The sequence below is a fragment of the Pseudomonas alkylphenolica genome (genome assembly GCF_004025535.1).
Classification (GTDB): domain Bacteria; phylum Pseudomonadota; class Gammaproteobacteria; order Pseudomonadales; family Pseudomonadaceae; genus Aquipseudomonas; species Aquipseudomonas alkylphenolica_A.
This window is the reverse complement of record NZ_QJRG01000044.1, coordinates 133,273-155,493: the sequence shown is the minus strand read 5'-3', so window position 1 is coordinate 155,493 and position 22,221 is coordinate 133,273. Positions and strand designations below refer to the sequence as shown.

Sequence of the window (22,221 nt, the reverse complement as noted above, 5' to 3'; positions counted from 1 at the left end):
GCACAGCCTGCAGGGCGCGCCCCAGCACCTATATTGAAGGATTAACGCCAGCAACATCGCGCCCCGGCCAGTGCTTGGGTACAATTGCCAGTTAATTTGATCGAGTAACAGGACCTTTACATGATCGCTTGCCTGCGGCTGTTCACAGCCCTTTGCTTCGCCGCCCTGCTGGCAGCCTGCGCCAGCTCGCCCTCGTCGAGCCTCGGCGAGCTGCCGCGCACTCCGGACGCCAGCATCGAGCAACTGCTTGAACAAGCCAACACCAGCAAGACACCGGAACAAGCCGCCCTGCTGCGCCTGAGCGCCGCCGACCTGGCGCATCAGCAAAAAGACAACGTGCGCGCCGCACGCATCCTCGAACAGGTGCCGATGGAGCAGCTCAAACCTGCCCAGCAGATCTTCGCCAGCACCCTGAGTGCCGAGCTGGCCATGAGCCGCAACCAACCCAAGGCCGCCCTGAGCACCCTGAACCACCCAAGCCTGGCACGCCTGAACGAATTGCCGGATGAGCAACAGCGCCGCACCCGCAGCGTGCAGGCCAGCGCCCTGGAAGCCGATGGCCAGACCCTGGCCGCGGCGAAAACCCGCGTAGACCTCGCTCCGCTGCTCACCGGCAATGCCGCCAGCGCCAACCAGGATGCCATCTGGAACCTGGTTGCCGCCCTGCCCGCCGACCAACTGCAAGCAGCCAGCGCCGGCGACGACACCTTTGCCGGCTGGGCCAGCCTGGCCCTGGCGGTGAAAAGCGCCGGCACCCTGGAGCAACAACAGGCCGCCATCGACACCTGGAAAAGCCAGCACCCCAAGCACCCGGCCGCTCTGCAACTGCCGCTGCCACTGGTGAAACTCAAGGAACTGGCCAGCCAGCCGCTGACCAAGATTGCCTTGCTGCTGCCTCAGGAAGGCCAGCTGGCCGGTGTTGCCCGCGCCCTGCGTGATGGCTTCATGGCCGCACACTTCCAGGCGCAACAAGCCGGACAGAAGCCACCTGCCGTCGAAGTTTTCGACAGCTCGCGCATGACCTCCCTGGATGACTTCTATCGCCAGGCCCAGGCAGCCGGCGTCCAGCTGGTCGTAGGGCCACTGGAAAAACCCCTGGTCAAACAGCTCGCCTCGCGCCCGCAACTGCCTATCACCACCTTGGCGTTGAACTACAGCGACGTCGGTCAGAACGGCCCGGCACAACTGTTCCAGTTCGGCCTTGCTGCCGAAGACGAAGCCCGTGAAGTGTCGCGCCGCGCCCACGCCGACGGCATGGTGCGCGCCGTTGCCCTGGTGCCACGTGGCGACTGGGGCGACCGCGTGCTCAAGGCCTTCCGCCAGGACTGGGAAGCCAAGGGCGGCACCCTGCTCGCCGCCGAACACATCGACCAACCTGTTGCCCTGGCCCAGCAAATCGCCGATCTGTTCCAGCTGCGCCAAAGCGAAGGCCGCGCCAAGAGCCTGCAAGACACTGTAGGTGGCAGCGTTTCGGCACAGCCATCGCGCCGCCAGGACATCGATTTCATCTTCCTCGCTGCCACCCCGCAGCAAGGCCAGCAGATCAAGCCGACCCTGAACTTCCAGTACGCGGGCGATGTTCCGGTCTACGCCACCTCACACCTGTACAGCGCCAGCGGTGACGTAAACCAGTACAACGACATGAACGGCATTCGCTTCTGTGAAACCCCATGGCTGCTCGACACCAACAACAGCCTGCGCCAGCAAGTCGTCAGCCAGTGGCCACAAGCCGCCGGCAGCCTCGGTCGCCTGTATGCCATGGGTATCGACGCCTACAGCCTGGCGCCACGCCTGACGCAGCTCAAGGCCTTGCCAGACAACCGCATCGAAGGCTTCTCCGGCAGCCTGAGCATGAACCCGAAGCAGCGCATCGAGCGTCAACTGCCCTGGGCAGAGTTCTCCGGCGGCCAGATCAAGCGCCTGCCTGACACCCCGCGCTGATGCCACAAGGTTCGCGACAGCAGGCCGGCCAGGCCGCCGAACGGCACGCCCTTGAGCACCTTCAGGGGCATGGCCTGCAACTGCTGGCGCAGAACTGGCGATGCAAAGGTGGCGAGCTTGATCTGGTCATGCTCGACAGCGATACAGTAGTATTCGTCGAAGTTCGCTATCGGTTGCATGCGGACTTTGGCGGTGCGCTCGGCAGTATCGACGGGCGCAAGCAGGACAAACTGGTGCTAGCCGCCGAGTCTTTTCTGCACAAGGAAACACGCTGGGCCAATTACCCCTGCCGTTTCGATGTGATCGCCGTGCAAGGCAGAGGCCACCAGGGCCAAGCGCTTCAATGGCTGAAAAACGCCTTCGAATGCTGAGCCCGCCCTGACCCTGCACCTATACCCCATTAACTTTTTTGCTCTTTGCTTCGCGGGCTGCACAGTCATGTGCCGGGACCTTTTCTGTACACTCCCGACACGCCCGGCCAGCCGCCCTACTTAAGGTCTCACTGATGGACATGCAATCCCGAATTCGCCAGCTTTTTCAGGCCAGCATCAACACCAAGCAACAGGCGATGGAAGTCCTTGCACCCCACATCGAGCAAGCCAGTCAGGTCATGGTCAATGCACTGCTCAACGAGGGCAAGATGCTCGCCTGCGGCAATGGCGGCTCGGCCGGCGATGCCCAGCACTTTTCCTCCGAGCTGCTCAACCGCTTCGAACGTGAACGCCCAAGCCTGCCGGCCATCGCCCTGACCACCGACAGCTCGACCATCACCTCGATCGCCAACGACTACAGCTACAACGAAATCTTCTCCAAGCAGATCCGCGCCCTGGGCCAACCAGGCGATGTGTTGCTGGCGATTTCGACCAGCGGTAACTCGGCAAACATAATTCAGGCGATCCAGGCCGCACATGATCGCGAAATGATTGTCGTAGCTCTGACCGGACGCGATGGTGGCGGCATGGCCTCGCTGCTGCTGCCCGAAGACGTCGAGATTCGCGTACCGGCCAACGTCACCGCACGTATCCAGGAAGTCCACCTGCTGGCGATCCACTGCCTTTGCGATCTGATCGACAGCCAATTGTTCGGGAGTGAAGAATGACCCCTAACCGCCTCGGCCTGATGGCCCTGACCCTGTGCCTGAGCCTGACCGGCTGCAGCTCGGTGCTCACCGCCACACGTGACACGCCGATCGAAGACGATCGCGGCACCCGCACCTTCGGCAGCAAGATCGATGACTCGCTGATCGAAACCAAGGTGTCGGTCAACGTCGCCAAGGCCAGCCCAGACCTGGACAAGAACTCGCACATCGTTGTCAGCAGCTTCAACGGCATCGTTCTACTGGCCGGCCAGACCCCGCGCGCCGACCTCAAGACCCTCGCCGAGCAGGCTGCAGGCCAGGTGCAGCGCGTTAAAAAGGTCCATAACGAGCTACAGGTACTGCCGCCTTCGTCGATCCTGGCGCGTAACAACGACGCCTGGCTGACCACCAAGATCAAAGCCCAGATGCTGACCGACAACAACATTCCCGGCTCACGCATCAAAGTGATCACCGAGAACGGTATCGTCTACATGCTCGGCCTGTTGACCCAGCAGGAAGCCACCCGCGCCACCAACCTGGTGCAGGGCGTGTCGGGCGTACAGAAGATCGTCAAGCTGTTCGAATACATCGACTGAACACCCCTTCACTACATTTAGCCTAGGAAGTCCCCATGAAAAACGGCCTGCTGTCCACCTTGCTGATCGGCGCTTTCGCCACCCTGGCCGGCTGCTCCACCCCAAGCCTGATCACCCTCAACGACGGCCGCGAATTCCAGGCCGTCGATGCCCCGCACTTCGAACGCAGCACCGGCTTCTACGAGTTCGAGCAACTGGACGGCAAAGTGACCCGCGTCAACAAGGATCAGGTCCGCACCATCAGCGACCTGTAATTCTTTCGCGCAAAGAAAAAGGCGATCCAACCGGATCGCCTTTTTTATTACTTCACAACCTTCAGGCTCGGGCGCCCGCTTGGCCGTGGTGGCTGACCACCCGCCGGCGGACCGTCGTCATCCGGCTCGACACCTTCATCTTCGTATTCTTCATCTTCTTCGAATACCGGCGGCTCGAGCTCAAAGACCATGCCCTGACCGTTCTCACGGGCATAGATACCGAGAATCGCACCGGCAGGCACGAACAAGGTATGGGCAACACCGCCAAAGCGCCCCTCAAAGCTCACTGCGTCGTTATCCATGTGCAGATGACGTACGGCATTGGGCGAGATGTTCAGGACGATCTGGCCGTCGCTGGCAAAGCCCTGGGGCACCTGTACCTTGGGGTACTCGGCATTCACCAGCATGTGGGGGGTGCAGTCGTTATCCACGATCCACTCATAGAGTGCACGTACCAAATAGGGGCGACTGGAGTTCATCGACAGCTCCTTAAAACCTAGCGCATTTCACGTTCAGCAGCGGACAGGCTTGCCTGGAAAGCTTCGCGGGCAAACTGTCGCTCCATGTAATCGAGCAACGGCTTGGCCGGCCGCGGCAGTTCAATTCCCAACACTGGCAAACGCCAGAGTATGGGCAGTAGACAACAATCAACCAGACTTTGCTCCTCACTGAGGAAACAGGGCTTGTCGGCAAACAACGGCGACACGCCGGTCAGGCTCTCGCGCAGCTCCTTGCGGGCTTGGACGCGGACGGAATCCTTGGTACGCGGATCAAGAATCTGATCGACCAGGGCACACCAGTCACGCTGGATGCGATGGATCAGCAGCCGGCTGTTGGCCCGCGCCACCGGGTACACAGGCAGCAAGGGAGGATGCGGGTAACGCTCATCGAGGTATTCCATCACCACGGTCGACTCGTACAGTGCCAAGTCGCGATCGACCAGGGTCGGCACGCTGCCATAGGGGTTCACTTCGACCAGCTTGGGCGGCAGGCGTCCGGGATCGACATTGATGATCTCGACGCTGACACCTTTCTCGGCGAGAACGATGCGCACCCGATGAGAATAATGGTCAGCGGGGTCGGAGTAGCAGGCCAACCGGTTGGTCACGCCCATAGTGGTCCTCCTCGCAGATGAAATTATAGAAGCTACAAATGCAAACGCGCCCTGCAGGCACCTCCGTCATCCGGAGGCACCTCAGGGCGCGTTCAACTACCAGAAACTACTGCGTGATCAGTGCACGTCCTTCCAGTATTCGCGCTTGAGCAGGTAAGCGAATATGAAGAAGAAGGCCAGGTACAGCAGCACGTAAGTGCCGATGCGCTGACTTTCCAGTTTGACCGGGTTGGCCGAGTAGGCCAGGAAGGTCACCAGATTCTTGACCTTCTCGTCGAACTGCTCTTCGTTCAGGGTACCGGATTTCGGCTCCACGGTCAGCTGGTCACATGCTTCATGGGTCAATGGCGAGCCGGTCAGCGGGTCAAACTGCTTCTTGCCGTCGACCACGGTCTGCACCTGTTTGCAGCCGATGACCTGATTGCCCTGCAGGCCAACCAGCACGTTAGGCATGCCAACGTTCGGGAAAACCTTGTTGTTCACGCCGTACGGACGCGAACTGTCTGCATAGAAACTGCGCAGGTAAGTGTACAACCAGTCGGTACCACGCACCCGGGCAACCAGGGTCAGGTCCGGCGGCGCAGCACCGAACCAGGTCTTGGCGTCTTCAGGCTTCATGCCGATCTTCATGTGGTCGCCAATTTTGGCGCCGGTGAATACCAGCTTCTCGAGCATCAGCTCGTGAGGAATGCCCAGGTCGTCGGCAACGCGCTCGTACCGCTGGAACTTGGCGCTGTGGCAACCCATGCAATAGTTGGCAAAGGTACGCGCACCGTCCTGCATGGCCGCCTTGTCGCTCAGATCGATATCGACCTTGTCCAGCTCCAGACCGTGTTCGGCCGCGAAGGTCAACGAGGGCATCACTGCCAGAATCAATACTGCAAATAGCTTTTTCATCAGCCAGTCACCCTTTCCGGAACCGGTTTGGTCTTCTCGAGCCGGGTGTAGAACGGCATCAGAAGGAAGTAGGCGAAATACAGGAAGGTGCATACCTGCGACAGCAACGTACGGCCCGGGGTAGGCGCCAGCACGCCGAGTACGCCGAGGATCACGAACGAGATGCAGAACACCACCAGCCAGATCTTGCTCATCCAGCCCTTGTAGCGCATGGACTTGACCGGGCTACGGTCGAGCCACGGCAGCACGAACAGCACGGCAATCGCGGCGCCCATGGCGATCACGCCAAGGAGCTTGTCCGGCACCGCCCGCAAGATTGCGTAGAACGGTGTGAAGTACCAGACCGGGGCAATGTGCTCTGGGGTCTTGAAGGCGTTCGCCTGCTCAAAGTTCGGTTTTTCCAGGAAGTAGCCACCCATTTCCGGGAAGAAGAACACAATGGCGCAGAACACGAAGAGGAACACGACGACACCGACAATGTCCTTCACGGTGTAGTACGGGTGGAACGCGATACCGTCCAGCGGCACACCGTTTTCGTCTTTGTGCTTCTTGATATCGACGCCATCCGGGTTGTTCGAACCCACTTCGTGCAGGGCCAGGATGTGCAGCACCACCAGGCCAAGGATCACAATGGGCAACGCAACGACGTGCAAGGCGAAGAAGCGGTTCAGGGTAATGCCGGAGATCAGGTAGTCACCACGAATCCACTGGGTCAGGTCATCGCCGATCACCGGAATCGCACCGAACAGCGAGATGATCACCTGGGCGCCCCAGTAAGACATCTGACCCCATGGCAGCAGATAGCCCATGAAGGCCTCGGCCATCAGCGCCAGGTAGATCAGCATGCCGAACACCCAGACCAGTTCGCGAGGCTTCTGGTACGAGCCGTACAGCAGGCCGCGGAACATGTGCAGGTAGACGACGATGAAGAACGCCGAGGCGCCGGTGGAGTGCAGGTAACGCAGGATCCAGCCGTATTCGACATCACGCATGATGTATTCGACCGAGGCAAACGCCTCTTCGGCCGAAGGGGTAAAGCTCATGGTCAGCCAGACACCGGTAACGATCTGGTTAACCAGCACCAACAGCGCCAGGGAGCCGAAAAAGTAGAAGAAGTTGAAGTTCTTTGGTGCGTAGTACTTGCTGAGGTGGTCTTCCCACATCTTGGTGGCGGGGAAGCGGGCGTCAACCCAGTCCATGAACTTACTCATCACGCGTTCTCCTGATCGACGCCGACGACAATGATGTCGTCCGACTCATAAGAGTGCGGCGGCACTGGCAGATTGAGCGGCGCCGGCTGGGATTTGTAAACGCGGCCTGCCAGATCGTAGTGAGAACCGTGGCATGGGCAGAAGTAACCACCGACCCACTTCGGACCGAGGTCGACCGGAGCCACTTCAGGACGGAAGGTTGGCGAGCAGCCCAGGTGGGTGCACAGGCCGACCAGCACCAGGATTTCCGGCTTGATCGCACGGTTTTCCGGGTTGACGTAAGTGGGCTGGACCGATGCTTTGGATTCAGGATCGGAGAGGTCACCGGTGATCTTCTTGAGGTTGCCAAGGATCTCTTCGGTACGGCGGACGATGAAGACTGGCTGGCCACGCCATTCAGCAATCATTTGCTGACCCGGCTCAATCTTGGCGATGTTGACCTTCACCGGTGCACCTGCGGCTTTCGCCTTGGCACTGGGGAACCATGACCCCACGAACGGGACCGCAGCCCCCACCGCTCCTGCAGCACCCACCACGGACGTGGCTGCTACGAGGAAGCGACGCCGGCCTGCATTGACGCCGTCATTGCTCATTCAGTCCTCTCCCATCAGCTTTATGGCCTGTTACAACAGGCATCTACTTAAGTAATTTCTGAACTGCTTAAAATTTGCCGCATGGTAATGAAAAGACCCTGCTATTACAAGGTGATTACCCATGGCAAAAGGCTGCATCCCTTATAGCACTTGACTTGCGTCTATGCGGCAAGTTGTCACGGCACAGGCTAAGTAAAGGCCAATATGTTTATTCAAGACATAAAAAAAGCCCGGTTCCACTGGAACCGGGCTTTTTTTGAACGCCGAAGCGAAAATTAACGCTTGGAGTACTGAGGACGCTTACGTGCTTTACGCAGACCCACTTTCTTACGCTCGACTTCACGAGCGTCGCGGGTGACGAAGCCAGCACGACGCAGAGCGCCACGCAGAGTCTCGTCGTAGTCCATCAGTGCACGGGTGATACCGTGACGGATCGCACCAGCCTGGCCGCTGACACCACCACCGATAACGGTGACGTAGATGTCAAACTTCTCGGTGGTTTCAGTGAGTTCCAGCGGCTGGCGAACTACCATGCGCGCGGTTTCACGACCGAAGAAGGTGTCCAGTGGACGGTTGTTGATGGAGATGTTACCGGTACCTGGACGCAGGAAAACGCGAGCGGTTGCGGTCTTGCGACGGCCAGTGCCGTAATTTTGAGTCGCCGACATAATGAACTATTCCGTTAAATCTTCAGTTCTTGGGGCTGCTGAGCAGTATGAGGGTGAGCAGCGCCCGCATAGACTTTCAGCTTACGGTACATGTCGCGACCCAGTGGGTTTTTAGGCAGCATGCCTTTAACCGCGGTCTCGATCACGCGCTCTGGGGCCTTGGCGATCAACTTCTCGAAGTTGATTTCCTTGATACCGCCCGGGAAGCCGGAGTGGGAGTAGTACATTTTGTCCGAAGCTTTGGCACCAGTAACACGTACCTGCTCGGCGTTGATTACGACGATGTAGTCGCCGGTGTCAACGTGAGGGGTGTATTCTGGCTTGTGCTTGCCACGCAGACGGGTAGCGATTTCGGTAGCCAGACGACCCAGGGTCTGACCAGCGGCGTCAACTACGAACCAGTCGCGCTTTACTGTTTCCGGTTTAGCAGTAAAAGTTTTCATTCTTTATAGCCTCAGGGGCCGCCCAGCGAAAATAAGACGGCGGATCTTACTGGATAGTGCGCACCTTGACAAGTCAAGGACACAGCCGCACACGGACGCTATCGGGGGCTCGGGTCAGCGCGTCCAATATTCGGCAGGGTTCTTCTATGAAGCGGGGCATCACTCCCACAACACGGAGAGGGGCTGAATTATCCAGATTGCGAAAAAAAATTCAACCTGCTTTTATGCTTCTTTTACCAGGGAGACGCCAATGGACTATCGCCAACTGGGCCGTACCGACCTCAACGTCAGCGCCCTGTGCCTGGGCACCATGACCTGGGGCGAGCAGAACGAGCAGGATCAGGCCTTCAGCCAGATCGAACGCGCCAAGGCCGCCGGAATCAATTTCATCGACACCGCCGAGATGTACCCGGTGCCGCCCCGCCCTGAAACCTATGCCAGCACCGAGCGTATTATCGGCAACTGGTTCAAGGCCCGCGGCGACCGTGCCGACTGGATTCTCGCCAGCAAGGTAGCCGGACCGGGCAACGGCATCAGCCATATCCGAGATGGCCAGCTCAAGCACAACCGCCAGCACATCGTTGCGGCGCTGGACGACAGCCTCAAGCGCCTGCAGACCGACTGGATCGACCTGTACCAGCTGCACTGGCCGGAACGCAGCACCAACTTCTTCGGCAAGCTGGGCTACCAGCACCTGCCCGAGGATCATTTCACCCCGCTGGAAGAAACTCTGGAAGTGCTCGACGAGCAGGTCAAGGCCGGCAAGATCCGTCACATCGGCCTGTCCAACGAAACACCGTGGGGCACCATGAAGTTCCTTCAGTTGGCCGAGACTCGTGGCTGGAGCCGTGCCGTGTCGATCCAGAACCCCTACAACCTGCTCAACCGCAGCTTCGAGGTGGGCCTGGCGGAAATCGCGATCCGCGAACAGTGCGGCCTGCTCGCCTACTCGCCGCTGGCCTTTGGCATGCTCTCGGGGAAATACGAAAACGGCGCGCGCCCCGCTCAAGGTCGCCTGACCCTGTTCAGCCGTTTCTCACGCTACTCCAGCCCGCAAACGGTAGCGGCCTGCAGTCGCTACGTGAAGCTGGCCCGCGACCACGGCCTGGACCCGGCGCAGATGGCCCTGGCCTTCGTCACCCAGCAGCAGTTCGTGACCAGCAACATCATCGGTGCCACCAGCCTGGAGCAACTGGACAGCAACCTCGCCAGCATTGATCTCACGCTCTCTCAGGAGCTGTTGGCAGGTATCGAAGCCATTCATCAGGACCAGCCCAACCCGGCCCCCTGAAGCGCGATAGCAGATCCCGCGCACGGCGCGGGATTCGAGGGTAGACACAACGGCCAAAAAATAAGACGATCCAGCCGGTGATTGACCACTCTCCCCTATAAGAATAAAGAAAATGATGTTTACCCAACCGAGCGCGTCCTTGCGGCGCGTCAGTATCCTGGCCATCGATAACGTCTTTGCGTCGACCCTGATGCAGGCCAAGGATTTCTTCTACCTGGCCAGCCTGCGCTACGGCAAGCAACTGGGGCTGGGCCTGAAGCCGATGTTCGAGACTCGCCTGGTGAGCCCCGACGGGCAGCCGGTGCGCAGCTTCAGCGAAGTCATGCTCCCCGTGGACAGCGGGCTGGAACAGGCCGACGTGATCATCCTGCCGGCCTTCTGGGACGACTTCGACGCGCTCTGCCAGCGCTACCCGCAGGTGTTGCCGTGGCTGCGTGAGCAGCATGCACGCGGCGCCGTGCTGTGTGGCGAAGCCAGTGGCGTGTTCTGGCTGGCCGAGGCCGGCCTGCTCGACGGCAAGGAGGCGACCACCTACTGGCGCTTCTTCAACCAGTTTGCCGAGCGCTTCCCCAACGTCAGCCTGAATCAGGACAAGCACCTGACCGACGCCGACAATCTCTATTGCGCCGGCGGCACCACCTCGGCCTGCGACCTGTACATCTACCTGATCGAACGCTTCTGCGGCGCCAACGTCGCCCAGGCGGTAGCCCGCGACACGCTCTACGAGGTGCAGCGCAACTACACCCCGGGTCGCATGGGCTTTGGCGGGCAGAAGCTGCACCAGGACCTGACCATCCTGCAGATCCAGCAGTGGCTTGAAGAGCACTTTGCCGACAAGTTCCGCTTCGAAGATGTGGCACGCAACCATGGCATGAGCATCCGCAACTTCATGCGTCGCTTCCAGGGTGCCACCGGTGACAAGCCGTTGCACTACCTGCAGCGACTGCGGATTGAAACGGCCAAGGGCCTGCTCTCCGGCACACGCAAGAGCATCAAGACCATCAGCTATGAAGTGGGCTATGACGATGCCAGCTTCTTTGCACGCCTGTTCCGGCAGCACACGGAGTTGTCGCCGAACCAGTATCGCCAGCAGTTTGTGCAGGAAGCGTGAGAAGAATGAGGTAGGCGCCCGATTTCCCGGCCGCCTACCCGTAACGCGTTAAGGCTTGTGTGCCCGCGAGAGGAACTCGTGGGACTGCATTTCCAGCAAACGGCTCAGGGTGCGCTGGAACTCGAAGGTCAGGCGACCACCGGTGTACAGGTCCTTGAGCTCAACTTCGGCCGAGATGATCAGTTTGACGTTGCGGTCATAGAACTCGTCGACCATGTTGATGAACCGGCGAGCGATGTCATCGGTGGCCACGCTCATCTGTTCAACGCCGCTGAGCAGCACGGCGTGGAAGATCTTGCCCAGCTCGATGTAGTCGTTCTGGCTACGCGGCCCATCACACAGCTCGCGGAAGTCGAACCAGGCCACATCGTCACAGGTACGCAGCGCGCGGATCTCGCGGTTTTCGATGATCAGTACGTCGTTTTCCACCGCCAGAGTGCACTCAGGCGTCAACGCCCGGAAGCTTTTGCGCAGGCTTTCGTGGGCGGCTTCGTCCAGCGGGAAGTGGAACAGTTCGGCCTGCTCCAGATGACGCAAGCGATAGTCGACGCCACTGTCGACGTTGACGATGTCGGTGTTCTGCTTGATCAGGGCGATGGCCGGCAGGAAGCGCGCACGCTGCAAGCCGTCCTTGTACAGGCCGTCCGGGACGATGTTGGACGTCGCCACCAGGGTCACGCCGTTCTTGAACAGCTCTTCCATCAGCGTGCCAAGAATCATCGCATCGGTAATGTCCGAAACAAAGAACTCGTCAAAGCAGATCACCCGCGCTTCTTCGGAGAAACGCTTGGCAATGATGGTCAGCGGGTTCTTCTCGCCCTTGAGGGTTTTCATTTCCTCGTGCACACGCTTCATGAAGCGGTGGAAGTGCGTACGCACCTTCTGCTTGAACGGCAGCGCCTCGAAGAAGGTATCGACCAGGTAGGTCTTGCCGCGCCCTACCCCACCCCAGAAGTACAAGCCCTTGACCGGTGCCTGCTCCTTCTTGCCGAACAACTTGCCGAACACGCCGGGCTTGTTGTTCTGCGCCGCGATCAGATCGTCGTACAGGCGCTGCAAATGACGCACCGCAGTTTCCTGCGCCGCATCATGAAAGAATTCGGGACGTTTCAGATCTGCTTGATATCGTTCTAGGGGCGTCATAATTCGTTAGCAAGGTAACAAAAACGGGCCGTCACTGTAGCGACGGCCCCGGATAATGGCAATCAGACTTGCGTCTGGCCGTTCAGTCCTGCTGTGGCTGCAAGGCGACGCGCAGGCTCTCGATAGCGGCATCACGCGCGGCTTCGTCAGCCAGCTGCGGGCCGTCGGCAACGCATTCGCCTTCCAGCCACAGGCTGAAGCCCAGGCCTTCGGTACGCACGTCCAGCTCACCGCCTTGTTGCAGTTGCTTGCTCACCGCACCAGCTGTTTTACCATCGGCAAAGTTGCGCGACAGCAGCAGTTGCTCGCCATCGGCCGCCAGCAGACGGAAGCGGAAGCTGCCGTCGTCTTCCCGGAAGCTGACAAAGCGCGCGGCCTTGGCGGCTTTCTTTTTGACCTGGGCAGTACCCTGTTCAATGCTGCGGAACGAACGCAGACCCACCGCTTCGCGCAGTTGCTCGAGGAACGGCGTGGCAACCTTGCGTGCTTTCTGCGCACCGGCCAGGAGGATGTCTTCCAGGTCGGCCGGACGGCTGATCAGTTGGTGATAGCGCTCACGCGGCTCACTCAGCTGCCCATCGAGCAGCTGGAACAGGCGCTGCTTGGCTTCGCCCCAGCCCAGCCCTTGTAGCAGTTCGCTGCGGAATTCCTCGGCCTGAGCCGACGTGGCGAAGGCCTGGAACAGGGTGAACAGGTGCGAATTGTCCGGGTCTTTCGCTTCGCCCGGGGCACGCGAGTCGGTGACGATGCGCGAGATCGCGTCCTTCATGTCCTTGGCGCTGGTGAACAACGGAATGGTGTTGTCGTAGCTCTTGGACATCTTGCGGCCGTCCAGACCCGGCAAGGTCGCCACGCTTTCTTCGATCAGCGCTTCGGGCATGGCAAAGAATTCCTTGCCCTGGCCGAACAGGTGGTTGAAACGCTGGCCGATATCTCGGGCCATTTCCACGTGCTGGATCTGGTCGCGACCGACCGGCACCTTGTTGGCGTTGAACATCAGGATGTCGGCCGCCATCAGTACCGGGTAGCTGTACAGGCCCATGCTGATACCCGCATCCGGGTCTTCACCGTTTTCCAGGTTCTTGTCCACCGAGGCCTTGTAGGCGTGAGCCCGGTTGAGCAGGCCCTTGGCCGCCACACAGGTCAGCAGCCAGGTCAGTTCGGGAATCTCGGGGATATCGGACTGGCGGTAGAAGGTCACTCGCTCCGGGTCCAGGCCACCGGCCAGCCAGGTCGCGGCGATTTCCAGACGCGAGCGCTGGATGCGCTGCGGGTCATCGCATTTGATCAGGGCGTGGTAGTCGGCCAGGAAGTAGAACGAGTCGACACCCGGCTCACGGCTGGCGAGGATCGCCGGGCGAATGGCACCGGCGTAGTTGCCCAGGTGAGGCGTGCCCGTGGTGGTGATACCGGTAAGGATGCGCGTAGTCATGGGTAATCGCTTATCAGGCTTGTATCAGTTCGAAAGGCGTGGCAGCACCAGATCCTTGAGGTCGGTGAGCTTGCCGTGAAAAAAGTGTCCGCATTCTGCCACTTTCAGCAGCTCATGGGGGCGCGAGAGTGCTTCGGACCAGTCGTAGACGAGCTGTGGATCGATCACTTCGTCGGTTTCCGGCTGGATCACGCTCAGCGCGCACGCTTGCGGCACGGCATCGTTGCCGCCCAGGCGCATCACCGCCGGGGCGACCATGAACAGATGCTTGATGGCCACCTGCTCAGCCTCCAGGCGTCCGCCCAGGCTGGCAGCGACAAAACCACCGAAGGAAAAGCCCATCAAGGTCAGCGGCAATTGCGGGTGTTTTTCGCGCAACCAGGCAGCAGCGGCCTGGGCATCGTCAACTTCGCCGCTGCCCATGTCATGGCTACCGGCACTGGCGCCGACGCCACGGTAATTGAATCGCAGGGTGATGTAGCCCGCGTCACGTGCGGTACGCTGCAGCATCGACACCACCTTGTTGGTCATGGTGCCACCTTGTACCGGGTTGGGGTGACACAGCAGTACCACGCCACGGGCGTCGGCCACATCAAGATACAAGGCTTCCAGTTGGCCGACCGGGCCATCAATGAATACGGGGGTTTCGCGGATAAGCAAGGATAAACTCCGTGACCTCGGAAAGGGTCGACACGTCTAGCTGAATGATTCTGTCTGAGATATTTGCGATCGTTCGCGGTATACAGCGCAGGTCCGAGCCGTTAACGTAAAGCAAAGCCGTTTATAGAGGAAGGACTCGTGGAACTCTCGCTCTTAGTTTGGTTGTTGCCGACCCTGGCCCTCGTCGTGGGTGTGGTCGTTGGTTTCCTGGTTGCCCGCCTGCTGCCCAATGCCGCACCGAGCAGCACCCAGCGGCAGCTGGACGATATCCAGGAACGCTTCGACAGCTACCAGAATGAGGTGGTTACTCACTTCAACAGTACGGCTGCGCTGGTCAAGAAACTGACCCAAAGTTACCAGGAAGTGCAGGACCATCTGGCTGATGGCGCCAACCGCCTGGCCCTGGACGACCTGACCCGCCAGCGTCTGCTGGCCGCCCTGCATTCGGAGGCCGCACAGGCGCCGCGTGATCGCCTGACCCCGCCAAAGGACGCCGAAGTGCCACGCGACTATGCACCCAAAGCGCCCAATGCACCGGGCATGCTCGATGAGCACTACGGGCTCAAGCGTAACTGACAAAAAAGCCCCGCCATCCGGCGGGGCTTTTTATTGACCCGGCGGCGCAGCCGCCTCATCCATACCAGGGCGCCTGCCCTGTGTTGTGACCATAGCGCTCCAGCGCCTGATCCAGCACCCGCCGCTCCATGCCGCCCTGAACCACCAGGCTGTGCAAACTGGCCAGCACGATACTGAAGCGGTCCACTTCGAAGAAGCGCCGCAGTTGCTGGCGGGTATCGCTGCGACCGAATCCGTCGGTGCCCAACGTGACGTAAGGCGCCTGCACGTACTCAGCGATCAGCTGCGGCCAGGCACGCACGTAATCCGTGGCGGCAATGACCGGTTCGTTACCGGTCAGACAACGCTGTACATGGCTGAGCGTGCCATTGTCCATGCCCAGACGAGCGGCCCGCTGACCGTCCCGCGCCTCACGCGCAAGCTCGCTGAAACTGGTGACGCTGAACACTTCGCTATCGATCTGCCAATCAGTTGCCAGCAGTTCGCTGGCAGCAATGACTTCACGCAAGATCGCCCCCGAACCCAACAGGCGCACCCGCCCTCGTGCGTCGACCACCTGCTGTTGCACATAGCAGTACATACCGCGTAACACCTCTTCATGGACCTGCGCAGGCAGGGACGGCTGTGGATAGTTTTCGTTCATCAGCACCACGTAGTGGAACTCGTCATGCTGTTCGGTAAGCATGCGCCGGGCTGCATGCTCGAGAATCACCGCCAGCTCGCCGGCAAAGCACGGCTCCCAGGCGCGGCAGTTGGGAACCATGGCAGCCATCACCAGGCTCGAACCATCCTGGTGCTGCAACCCTTCGCCACCCAGGGTGGTACGCCCGGCGGTGGCACCCAGCAACAAACCGCGGGCACGCTGGTCGGCGGCGGCCCAGATCAGGTCGCCGACGCGCTGAAAACCAAACATCGAGTAATAGATGTACACCGGCAGCATTGGCTCGCCGTGTACGGCGTAAGATGTCGCTGCGGCGACCCAGGAAGAAATCGCCCCCGCTTCGGTTATGCCCTCTTCGAGCAATTGCCCGTCTTGCGCTTCCTTGTACGACAGTAGCGAACCGGCATCTTCCGGCTCATAGCACTGCCCCTGAGGTGAATAGATGCCAATCTGACGGAACAGGCTGGCCATGCCGAAAGTGCGCGCCTCGTCCGCCACAATCGGCACCACACGCGGGCCCAACTGCGGCGCTTTGAGCCAGGCACTGAGCATGCGCACCGCCGCCATGGTGGTGGACATTTCCTTGCCCTCGGCCTGCAAGGCAAAACGCCCCATGTCGTCCAGGCCCGGTACCGGGATCGGGCGCACGTCGACACGCCGCGCCGGCAACGGCCCACCCAGCGCAGCGCGACGCTCGCGCAAATAGCGCAGTTCGGGACTGTCCTCCGCCGGCCGATAGAACTGCAGCTGTTCGACCTGAGTGTCGCTCAGTGGCAGATGAAAGCGATCACGAAATGCCAGCAATGCCTGGACATCAAGTTTCTTCGCCTGGTGCGCGGTCATTCGCGATTCGCCGGCGGCGCTCATGCCGTAGCCTTTTTTGGTCTTGGCCAATATCACCGTCGGCCGCCCGCTACAGGCCTTGGCCGCCGCAAAGGCAGCGTAGAGCTTGCGAAAGTCGTGGCCGCCACGCTTGAGCGCGTTGATCTCCGTCGAGCTCATGTGCTCCACAAGCTTCTGCAACGCGGGGTGCTGGTTGAAGAAGTGTTCCAGGTTGTAGGTGCCATCCTTGGCGCCGAGGTTCTGAAACTGCCCATCCGGTGTGGCCGCCAGCTGGCGCAACAGCACGTGCTCGGTGTCGCGGGCGAACAACGCATCCCATTCCGAGCCCCACAGCACCTTGATCACGTTCCAGCCGGCGCCGCTGAACAGGGCCTCGAGTTCCTGAATGATCTGACCGTTGCCACGCACTGGCCCGTCCAGCCGCTGCAGGTTGCAGTTGACGACAAAGGTGAGGTTATCCAGTTGCTCGCGAGCGGCCAGGGTCAACCCGGCGATCGACTCCGGCTCATCCATCTCGCCGTCGCCAAACACGCCCCACACATGCCGCGCGCCAGTGTCAAGCAACTGCCGGTGGTGCAGGTAACGCATGAACCGCGCCTGGTAAATCGCGTTGAGCGGGCCGATCCCCATGGAACCGGTCGGGAACTGCCAGAAATCAGGCATCAGCCAAGGGTGTGGATACGAGCTCAGGCCGTTGCCCGACACCTCCTGACGGTAATTGGCGAGCTGCTCTTCACTCAGCCGGCCTTCAAGAAAAGCCCGCGCATAAACCCCTGGCGCCGAGTGCGGCTGGAAGAACACCAGGTCGGCCGTTCGCTGTTCGCCCCCGGACTCGCCACGAAAGAAATGCTGGAAACCGACCTCGAAGATTTCTGCTGCCGAGGCGTAGCTGGCAATGTGTCCGCCCAGGTCGCCGTAGGCATGATTAGCCCGTACCACCATGGCCAAGGCATTCCATCGCAACAGGCTGGTGATCCGCTCTTCCAGCTCCAGATCGCCCGGATAGGCGCCCTGCTGTTCCACCGACAAGGTGTTGCGGTATGCCGAAAAAGGCTGCGCACCGCGCTCCACGCCCAACTCCCGGGCGTGTGCCTCAAGCTGTTCGAGGAGAAACCGCGCGCGCTGTGGGCCACAGTGCTGCAGGGTCGACTCCAGCGCCTCCAGCCACTCGGCGGTCTCCCCCGGGTCGCTATCGACCTCGGGTGCATCTCCCGGGCGTCGTGGTACGCCCTCTCCCGACACAAGGCTCATCGTTGCCACCATTGCGTTGACCTCTTCCGTGAGCAGTTCAGGCGCAGGCGTTCAGGGCCTGCTCGATATCGGCCAGCAGGTCGTCGATATCCTCCAGCCCCACCGACAGCCTCACCAACCCTTCAGAAATGCCGTACTGGGCGCGCTCCTGCGGGGAATAGCTGGAGTGGGTCATGCTCGCCGGGTGCTGGGCCAGGGATTCGGCATCGCCTAGGCTCACTGCCCGGCTGAACAGTTGCAGGGCATTCATGAAGCGCCGTCCGGCACCGATACCGCCCTTGAGCTCGAAAGCGATCATGCCGCCGGGCAAGCGCATCTGCCGCCGGGCCAGTTCGAACTGGGCGAAGCCAGGCAGGCCGGGATAGTTGATCAATTCCACGGCCGGGTGCTGCTGCAGATACTCGGCAATCGCCTGGGCGTTGCTGCAATGGCGGTCCATGCGCAGGTTCAGGGTTTTCATCCCGCGCATCAGCAGCGCAGCATCCTGCGGTGACATCACCGCGCCGGTCATGTCCTTGAGCCCTTCAAGCCTCACCCGATCCACCAGCGCCTGGCGCCCCACCACCAGCCCGGCAGTGATATCGCCGTGTCCGCTCAGGTACTTGGTTGCCGAATGCACCACCAGGTCGGCGCCAAGCTCCAGCGGGCGTTGCAGGTAAGGCGTGCAGTAGGTGTTGTCGACCACCACAGTAATATCGCGCTGATGGGCAATCTTCGCCACTGCGGCGATGTCGGCCATCTGCATGTTGGGGTTGGCCGGGGTTTCGAAGTAGATCACCTTGGTCTGCGCGCTGATTGCAGCTTCCAGGGCCTGCAGGTCGCTCATGTCGACATGCCGGACCTTGACCCCGAACTCGCCGATGCCGTGATGCAGAAAAGCGAAGGTACAGCCGTACAGCGTTCGGCCGACCAGCACTTCGTCGCCCGGCCGCAGCAGCGTCCACAAGGTAGCCGTAATCGCCCCCATCCCGGAGGCCAGTGCCAATCCCGCTTCAGCACCCTCAAGTGACGCTATGCGGGTTTCCAGCAACGCCAGCGTGGGGTTGGAAATGCGCGTATAGAAATGCCCTCCTGCTTCACCGGCAAAGCAGGCGGCACCGTATTCAACCGTAGGAAACGCGAAGGTGGCGGTTTGATAGACCGGTGGAACCAGCGAGCCCTGATGGCTCAACGGGTCGTAGCCGTAGTGGATGGCACGGGTAGCAAAACCTGAATCCTTGGTGGAGCCGCTCATGACAACAGCCTCTTGTGGTTTGTTATAAGCTTATGCCACTGAGGTACTGATTTTTTTCCAAATGTAACCACTGCCTTTAATGGTTATTGACATAAAAACAATTAATTCAAGCCACGGAGGGCAAACTATGCCTGCCGCCATCGACCGCACCGACCGCGCCCTGCTGGGTGCCCTGCAGAACAACGCCCGACTGACCGTTTCCGAGCTGGCCGACAGCGTCGCCCTGACCACCTCGCCGTGTTGGCGGCGGGTCAAGTTGCTCGAAGAGAACGGCTATATCACCGGCTACCAGGCCATCCTTTCGCCCAAGGCCTTGGGCTTTGGTGTGACCGCCTTCGTCAGCATCATGATGGACTCCCACTCCAAGGACATGGCCCGCGCTTTCGAACAGCGGCTGATGGAAATCCCCGAGATTGTTGCTTGCCACAACATCTCCGGACGTTACGACTTCCTGCTGGAGGTACTGGCGAGGGATCTGGAGTCGTTTGGCGAATTCGCCCGCGAGGTGTTGCAGACGTTGCCGGGGGTGAAGGAAATCTATTCGAGTTTTTCGTTCAAGGCGGTGAAGGAGAAGCGGGTGATTCCGGTGTCGGAGAAGCATAACTAGGGATCGTCTTTCCCTTACATAGGCCCAGTCCTACCTTTTAACCAGCGCCAGGCGGCATACCCGCACGGCCCATCCCATCACCCTTGCCATGTAGCGACCAGGAGGAGACCTACATGGCACAGAACACGTTCTATTTGACCGAAGCGCTTTACATAAGCGACGCCCCCATTGACCGGCCACTGCTACAGCCACTGCCTTCAGGCGGTGGTGGTTTCGGGTCCGGCGGTTGGGGGTTGAGCGAGGGGCGCGCTCGCGGCACTGGCGGGCCGGGCCGTTTCAGCTCTCACGAGCCGGCGGTCAGGCGCGTGCTGGACGACGAACGTCGTGGTACCGACGACTATGCGCTGCAGACCTACCAGCCGCTCATTGCTCAACTACCGGCCGTGCAGCAAGCCGAGCGCGATGCACTCAGACAACGCGCAGCGTCGAGCGGCGGCACTCCCTTAGCACAACTGACAACGGAGCAAGCTGCTCTTACCGCGTTAATCGATGACAAGCGGCAGAGCTACCTTGCTCTGCTGCCAACCGCCCACAGCTTCTATGGGGCGATGCCCTTCTATAAGCGTACGGACTCACTGGTCACTCGGATCTACGATCCTGGCGCCTTCAACGATGCCACTACGCTATTCGACATTCTGTTCGCATCTGTCGATGCGGCTTACCGCGCGCATCTGGAAAGCGAGTCGATCCGTCTGTTCAGTAACGACCTGGCGGCCCTCGCCGCCCAGCTCGACGAGGCCGAACTGCAGACTGTACCGGTGGACCTGCAGCAAGCAGCAGCACGGCGTGAAGCACAGATTCGTGAAGAAAAACGCATCTGCTTCGAATGTTTACCAGCCTTTCTCCAGCATGAACTTATCGAGCTAACCCCCAACCAGGACAACGTCACCCTGGCGCAAGCACTGCGCGCCTACCGGGAAAGCGCCAATCAGCTGGCCAACCTCAAGCGCCAGCAAGTGCCGGGGTACAGCGCCAGCAACCCGGAGATCAACGGCCCGCTGTCCAAACCCCAACTCGAAGCCTTGCACCATCTCGTCGACGAGCAGACCAAGCGGCGAGCCGGGCCGTTATGGGCGGAGTATCACCATGCGCTGGCTCTGAACGAATCCATTCGTTACCTGGACCTGTTTGCGGTTGCCATGACGGGCTTGCAGGAACGTGCCGAGCAGGTTGATACCTTGTTGGCGCGCCATATGGCCGAACAGGCAGCTGCCCGCCTGGCCATCGAAGCAGAGCGCAGGGCCAGGGAAACTGAACGCCTGCGTATCAGCTATGCAGGCCTGGGCAGCGCCGCCACGGCGGCACCTCTAATCATCCCCTTGGGCGGCGCCGCTTTCGATCTGACAGCGGGCACTTATACAGCCTTGCAACATGCAATCCGCATCGCGGTCGTAGCGATGGCCGCGCGCGTTGCTCCTCTTGCGCCACTTGTTGTCGGCATAGTGGCAATGTCCTGGTCCCCTAGCCTTGGCGATGGAGAACGACAATTTGCCGCCAGCGTGCCACTGGCAGACCTTTCACCTCCCAACAACCTTGACCTCACCACCATTGCTGCAGCCGGCGGCACACTCACGCTGCCATACGCTCTTGCCAGCCGCGAAGAAGATGACCGTCTGCATCTGCTGGTGAGCCAGGACAGCGGTCCGATACCCGTGCGCGCGGCGGTGTTCGACAACGAGCGTCAGGTCTACAGCCTGGCTCTCGACACCCCGTCACGAATCCTCACCTGGACTCCGCTCAACGCTCCCGGCACCGAACTGGGCAGCTCTACCAGCCTGCCGGTTGCGCCGACAGGCGCAACAATTTACACCGGCAGTGAGCTCATCCCGCAGACAGGCCTGGTCGAAAGCTACCCGGCTCTAGACCCGCTTGAACTGGACCGCATCATCGTCACCTTCCCGGCTGATTCCGGGCTGGCGCCGATTCTGGTTATGTTCAGGGATCGGCGGTTGGAACCTGGGGCCGCCACAGGATCAGGGCAAGACATTACGGGGGTTTGGCTTGGCGATTCAACACGTAATTCAGGTGCACCGATACCCAGTCAAATTGCTGGGATGCTGGCCGGTCAGGAATTCAAAAGCTTCAATAAGCTCAGGCAGGCTATGTGGACACTTGTTGCCCGAGACGCCATCCTCGCGCAGCAGTTTTCGCCGCAGAACATCGCACGAATGACACGAGGGCTAGCACCTAAAGTAACAAAATCCGAGCGTCATCAATCACTGGATACTTTTATAATTCACCATGTCATTCCGATTGCCGCTGGCGGTGCAGTTTACGATATTGAAAATTTGAGAATTGTTACACCTCTAGCACACCAACACATCCATTACGGAAGAAAGCCATGAACCTCAAGCCATCAATATCAGACTATACAGAAACGGAGTTCATGGATTTCATCAAGCACATTTACTTCGTCAATGGAAGTTTTGATGACGACGTACTAAATCCACTACTTCATCATTTCGAAGCAATCATCGAACACCCTGCAGGCACTGATTTGATCTATTGGCCTGAGGTTAAAGGTCTTGACGCCCCGGAACAAGTTGTTCGAATTATCAAGGAATGGCGAGAAGCCAATGGAAAGCCCGGATTCAAGGCTGAATAATAGTAGCTAAAA

The 22,221-nt window shown here is 60.2% G+C and carries 23 protein-coding genes; 11 read left to right on the top strand and 12 right to left on the bottom strand.

What is annotated here, in order from left to right; all coding sequences use genetic code 11:
* The first annotated feature begins 120 nt into the window (after nucleotides 1–120).
* The 5 genes from DM813_RS13490 (at nucleotide 121) to DM813_RS13470 (ending at nucleotide 3,869) form a co-directional block, all read left to right on the top strand.
* Nucleotides 121–1,941: a penicillin-binding protein activator gene (locus DM813_RS13490; RefSeq protein WP_128323893.1), complete on the top strand. Its 1,821-nt coding sequence runs from the start codon at nucleotides 121–123 to the stop codon at nucleotides 1,939–1,941.
* A complete protein-coding gene (locus DM813_RS13485) occupies nucleotides 1,941–2,312 on the top strand; it encodes a YraN family protein (protein ID WP_128323892.1) in 372 nt (123 codons plus the stop codon). Before DM813_RS13490 ends, DM813_RS13485 begins: the two co-directional genes overlap by 1 nt.
* A gap of 134 nt (nucleotides 2,313–2,446) precedes the next feature.
* Complete coding sequence (locus DM813_RS13480) at nucleotides 2,447–3,040, top strand: phosphoheptose isomerase (protein WP_026001179.1); 594 nt, start codon at nucleotides 2,447–2,449, stop codon at nucleotides 3,038–3,040.
* Nucleotides 3,037–3,615 carry a BON domain-containing protein gene (locus DM813_RS13475; protein ID WP_128323891.1) on the top strand — a complete coding sequence of 193 codons (579 nt, stop codon included), beginning with the start codon at nucleotides 3,037–3,039 and terminating at the stop codon, nucleotides 3,613–3,615. Before DM813_RS13480 ends, DM813_RS13475 begins: the two co-directional genes overlap by 4 nt.
* A gap of 35 nt (nucleotides 3,616–3,650) precedes the next feature.
* Nucleotides 3,651–3,869, top strand: coding sequence for a YgdI/YgdR family lipoprotein (locus DM813_RS13470; protein WP_128323890.1), 219 nt, complete (start codon nucleotides 3,651–3,653; stop codon nucleotides 3,867–3,869).
* 47 nt (nucleotides 3,870–3,916) lie between these two features.
* Here the strand turns inward: DM813_RS13470 and DM813_RS13465 are convergent, their stop codons facing one another.
* The 7 genes from DM813_RS13465 to rplM all read right to left on the bottom strand — a co-directional run bounded on the left by DM813_RS13465 (nucleotide 3,917) and on the right by rplM (nucleotide 8,795).
* A complete protein-coding gene (locus DM813_RS13465; RefSeq protein ID WP_128323889.1) occupies nucleotides 3,917–4,348 on the bottom strand; it encodes a ClpXP protease specificity-enhancing factor in 432 nt (143 codons plus the stop codon).
* Between the two features lie 17 nt (nucleotides 4,349–4,365).
* Nucleotides 4,366–4,983 carry a glutathione S-transferase N-terminal domain-containing protein gene (locus DM813_RS13460; RefSeq protein WP_128323888.1) on the bottom strand — a complete coding sequence of 206 codons (618 nt, stop codon included), beginning with the start codon at nucleotides 4,981–4,983 and terminating at the stop codon, nucleotides 4,366–4,368.
* Nucleotides 4,984–5,100: 117 nt separating this feature from the next.
* Nucleotides 5,101–5,880 (bottom strand): cytochrome c1, encoded by a 780-nt coding sequence (locus tag DM813_RS13455; RefSeq protein ID WP_128323887.1) that lies wholly within the window; start codon nucleotides 5,878–5,880, stop codon nucleotides 5,101–5,103.
* Entirely contained in the window at nucleotides 5,880–7,091 is a 1,212-nt protein-coding gene (locus DM813_RS13450) for a cytochrome b (protein ID WP_128323886.1), read from the bottom strand. The genes DM813_RS13455 and DM813_RS13450 overlap by 1 nt, the downstream gene beginning before the upstream one ends.
* On the bottom strand, nucleotides 7,091–7,684 hold the full coding sequence (petA, locus tag DM813_RS13445) for a ubiquinol-cytochrome c reductase iron-sulfur subunit (protein WP_128323885.1): 594 nt from the start codon (nucleotides 7,682–7,684) through the stop codon (nucleotides 7,091–7,093). Before petA ends, DM813_RS13450 begins: the two co-directional genes overlap by 1 nt.
* Before the next feature lie 275 nt (nucleotides 7,685–7,959).
* Nucleotides 7,960–8,352, bottom strand: a complete 393-nt coding sequence (gene rpsI, locus DM813_RS13440) for a 30S ribosomal protein S9 (RefSeq protein ID WP_128323884.1) — start codon at nucleotides 8,350–8,352, stop codon at nucleotides 7,960–7,962.
* Nucleotides 8,353–8,366: 14 nt separating this feature from the next.
* A complete protein-coding gene (gene rplM / locus DM813_RS13435) occupies nucleotides 8,367–8,795 on the bottom strand; it encodes a 50S ribosomal protein L13 (RefSeq protein WP_128323883.1) in 429 nt (142 codons plus the stop codon).
* 250 nt (nucleotides 8,796–9,045) lie between these two features.
* On the opposite strand from rplM, the gene DM813_RS13430 reads away from it, so the two are divergent.
* Together DM813_RS13430 and DM813_RS13425 are read left to right on the top strand one after the other, a co-directional pair.
* Nucleotides 9,046–10,086 carry an NADP(H)-dependent aldo-keto reductase gene (locus DM813_RS13430; RefSeq protein ID WP_128323882.1) on the top strand — a complete coding sequence of 347 codons (1,041 nt, stop codon included), beginning with the start codon at nucleotides 9,046–9,048 and terminating at the stop codon, nucleotides 10,084–10,086.
* A gap of 214 nt (nucleotides 10,087–10,300) precedes the next feature.
* The gene (locus DM813_RS13425) at nucleotides 10,301–11,197 is read left to right on the top strand and encodes a GlxA family transcriptional regulator (RefSeq protein ID WP_164897252.1); all 897 of its coding nucleotides are present in this window, start codon (nucleotides 10,301–10,303) and stop codon (nucleotides 11,195–11,197) included.
* A gap of 48 nt (nucleotides 11,198–11,245) precedes the next feature.
* Here the strand turns inward: DM813_RS13425 and zapE are convergent, their stop codons facing one another.
* The 3 genes from zapE to DM813_RS13410 form a co-directional block, all read right to left on the bottom strand.
* On the bottom strand, nucleotides 11,246–12,340 hold the full coding sequence (zapE, locus tag DM813_RS13420; protein ID WP_128323881.1) for a cell division protein ZapE: 1,095 nt from the start codon (nucleotides 12,338–12,340) through the stop codon (nucleotides 11,246–11,248).
* 82 nt (nucleotides 12,341–12,422) lie between these two features.
* Nucleotides 12,423–13,772 (bottom strand): tryptophan--tRNA ligase, encoded by a 1,350-nt coding sequence (locus tag DM813_RS13415; protein WP_128323880.1) that lies wholly within the window; start codon nucleotides 13,770–13,772, stop codon nucleotides 12,423–12,425.
* 24 nt (nucleotides 13,773–13,796) lie between these two features.
* Entirely contained in the window at nucleotides 13,797–14,432 is a 636-nt protein-coding gene (locus tag DM813_RS13410) for an alpha/beta hydrolase (protein WP_128323879.1), read from the bottom strand.
* A gap of 138 nt (nucleotides 14,433–14,570) precedes the next feature.
* Here DM813_RS13410 and DM813_RS13405 point away from each other — a divergent pair, with 138 nt between their 5' ends.
* Nucleotides 14,571–15,008, top strand: coding sequence for a YhcB family protein (locus tag DM813_RS13405; RefSeq protein WP_128323878.1), 438 nt, complete (start codon nucleotides 14,571–14,573; stop codon nucleotides 15,006–15,008).
* A gap of 55 nt (nucleotides 15,009–15,063) precedes the next feature.
* Here DM813_RS13405 and mdeB read toward each other — a convergent pair whose 3' ends face one another.
* Both mdeB and DM813_RS13395 read right to left on the bottom strand, forming a co-directional pair.
* Complete coding sequence (mdeB, locus tag DM813_RS13400) at nucleotides 15,064–17,763, bottom strand: alpha-ketoglutarate dehydrogenase (protein WP_128323877.1); 2,700 nt, start codon at nucleotides 17,761–17,763, stop codon at nucleotides 15,064–15,066.
* Nucleotides 17,764–17,800: 37 nt separating this feature from the next.
* Nucleotides 17,801–18,997, bottom strand: a complete 1,197-nt coding sequence (locus tag DM813_RS13395) for a methionine gamma-lyase (RefSeq protein ID WP_128323876.1) — start codon at nucleotides 18,995–18,997, stop codon at nucleotides 17,801–17,803.
* Between the two features lie 127 nt (nucleotides 18,998–19,124).
* Here DM813_RS13395 and DM813_RS13390 point away from each other — a divergent pair, with 127 nt between their 5' ends.
* The 3 genes from DM813_RS13390 to DM813_RS13380 all read left to right on the top strand — a co-directional run bounded on the left by DM813_RS13390 (nucleotide 19,125) and on the right by DM813_RS13380 (nucleotide 22,209).
* A complete protein-coding gene (locus DM813_RS13390; protein ID WP_128323875.1) occupies nucleotides 19,125–19,604 on the top strand; it encodes an Lrp/AsnC family transcriptional regulator in 480 nt (159 codons plus the stop codon).
* 113 nt (nucleotides 19,605–19,717) lie between these two features.
* Nucleotides 19,718–21,949 carry an S-type pyocin domain-containing protein gene (locus DM813_RS13385; protein WP_128323874.1) on the top strand — a complete coding sequence of 744 codons (2,232 nt, stop codon included), beginning with the start codon at nucleotides 19,718–19,720 and terminating at the stop codon, nucleotides 21,947–21,949.
* Nucleotides 21,946–22,209 (top strand): bacteriocin immunity protein, encoded by a 264-nt coding sequence (locus DM813_RS13380; RefSeq protein ID WP_128323873.1) that lies wholly within the window; start codon nucleotides 21,946–21,948, stop codon nucleotides 22,207–22,209. Before DM813_RS13385 ends, DM813_RS13380 begins: the two co-directional genes overlap by 4 nt.
* The last annotated feature ends 12 nt before the right edge of the window (nucleotides 22,210–22,221 follow it).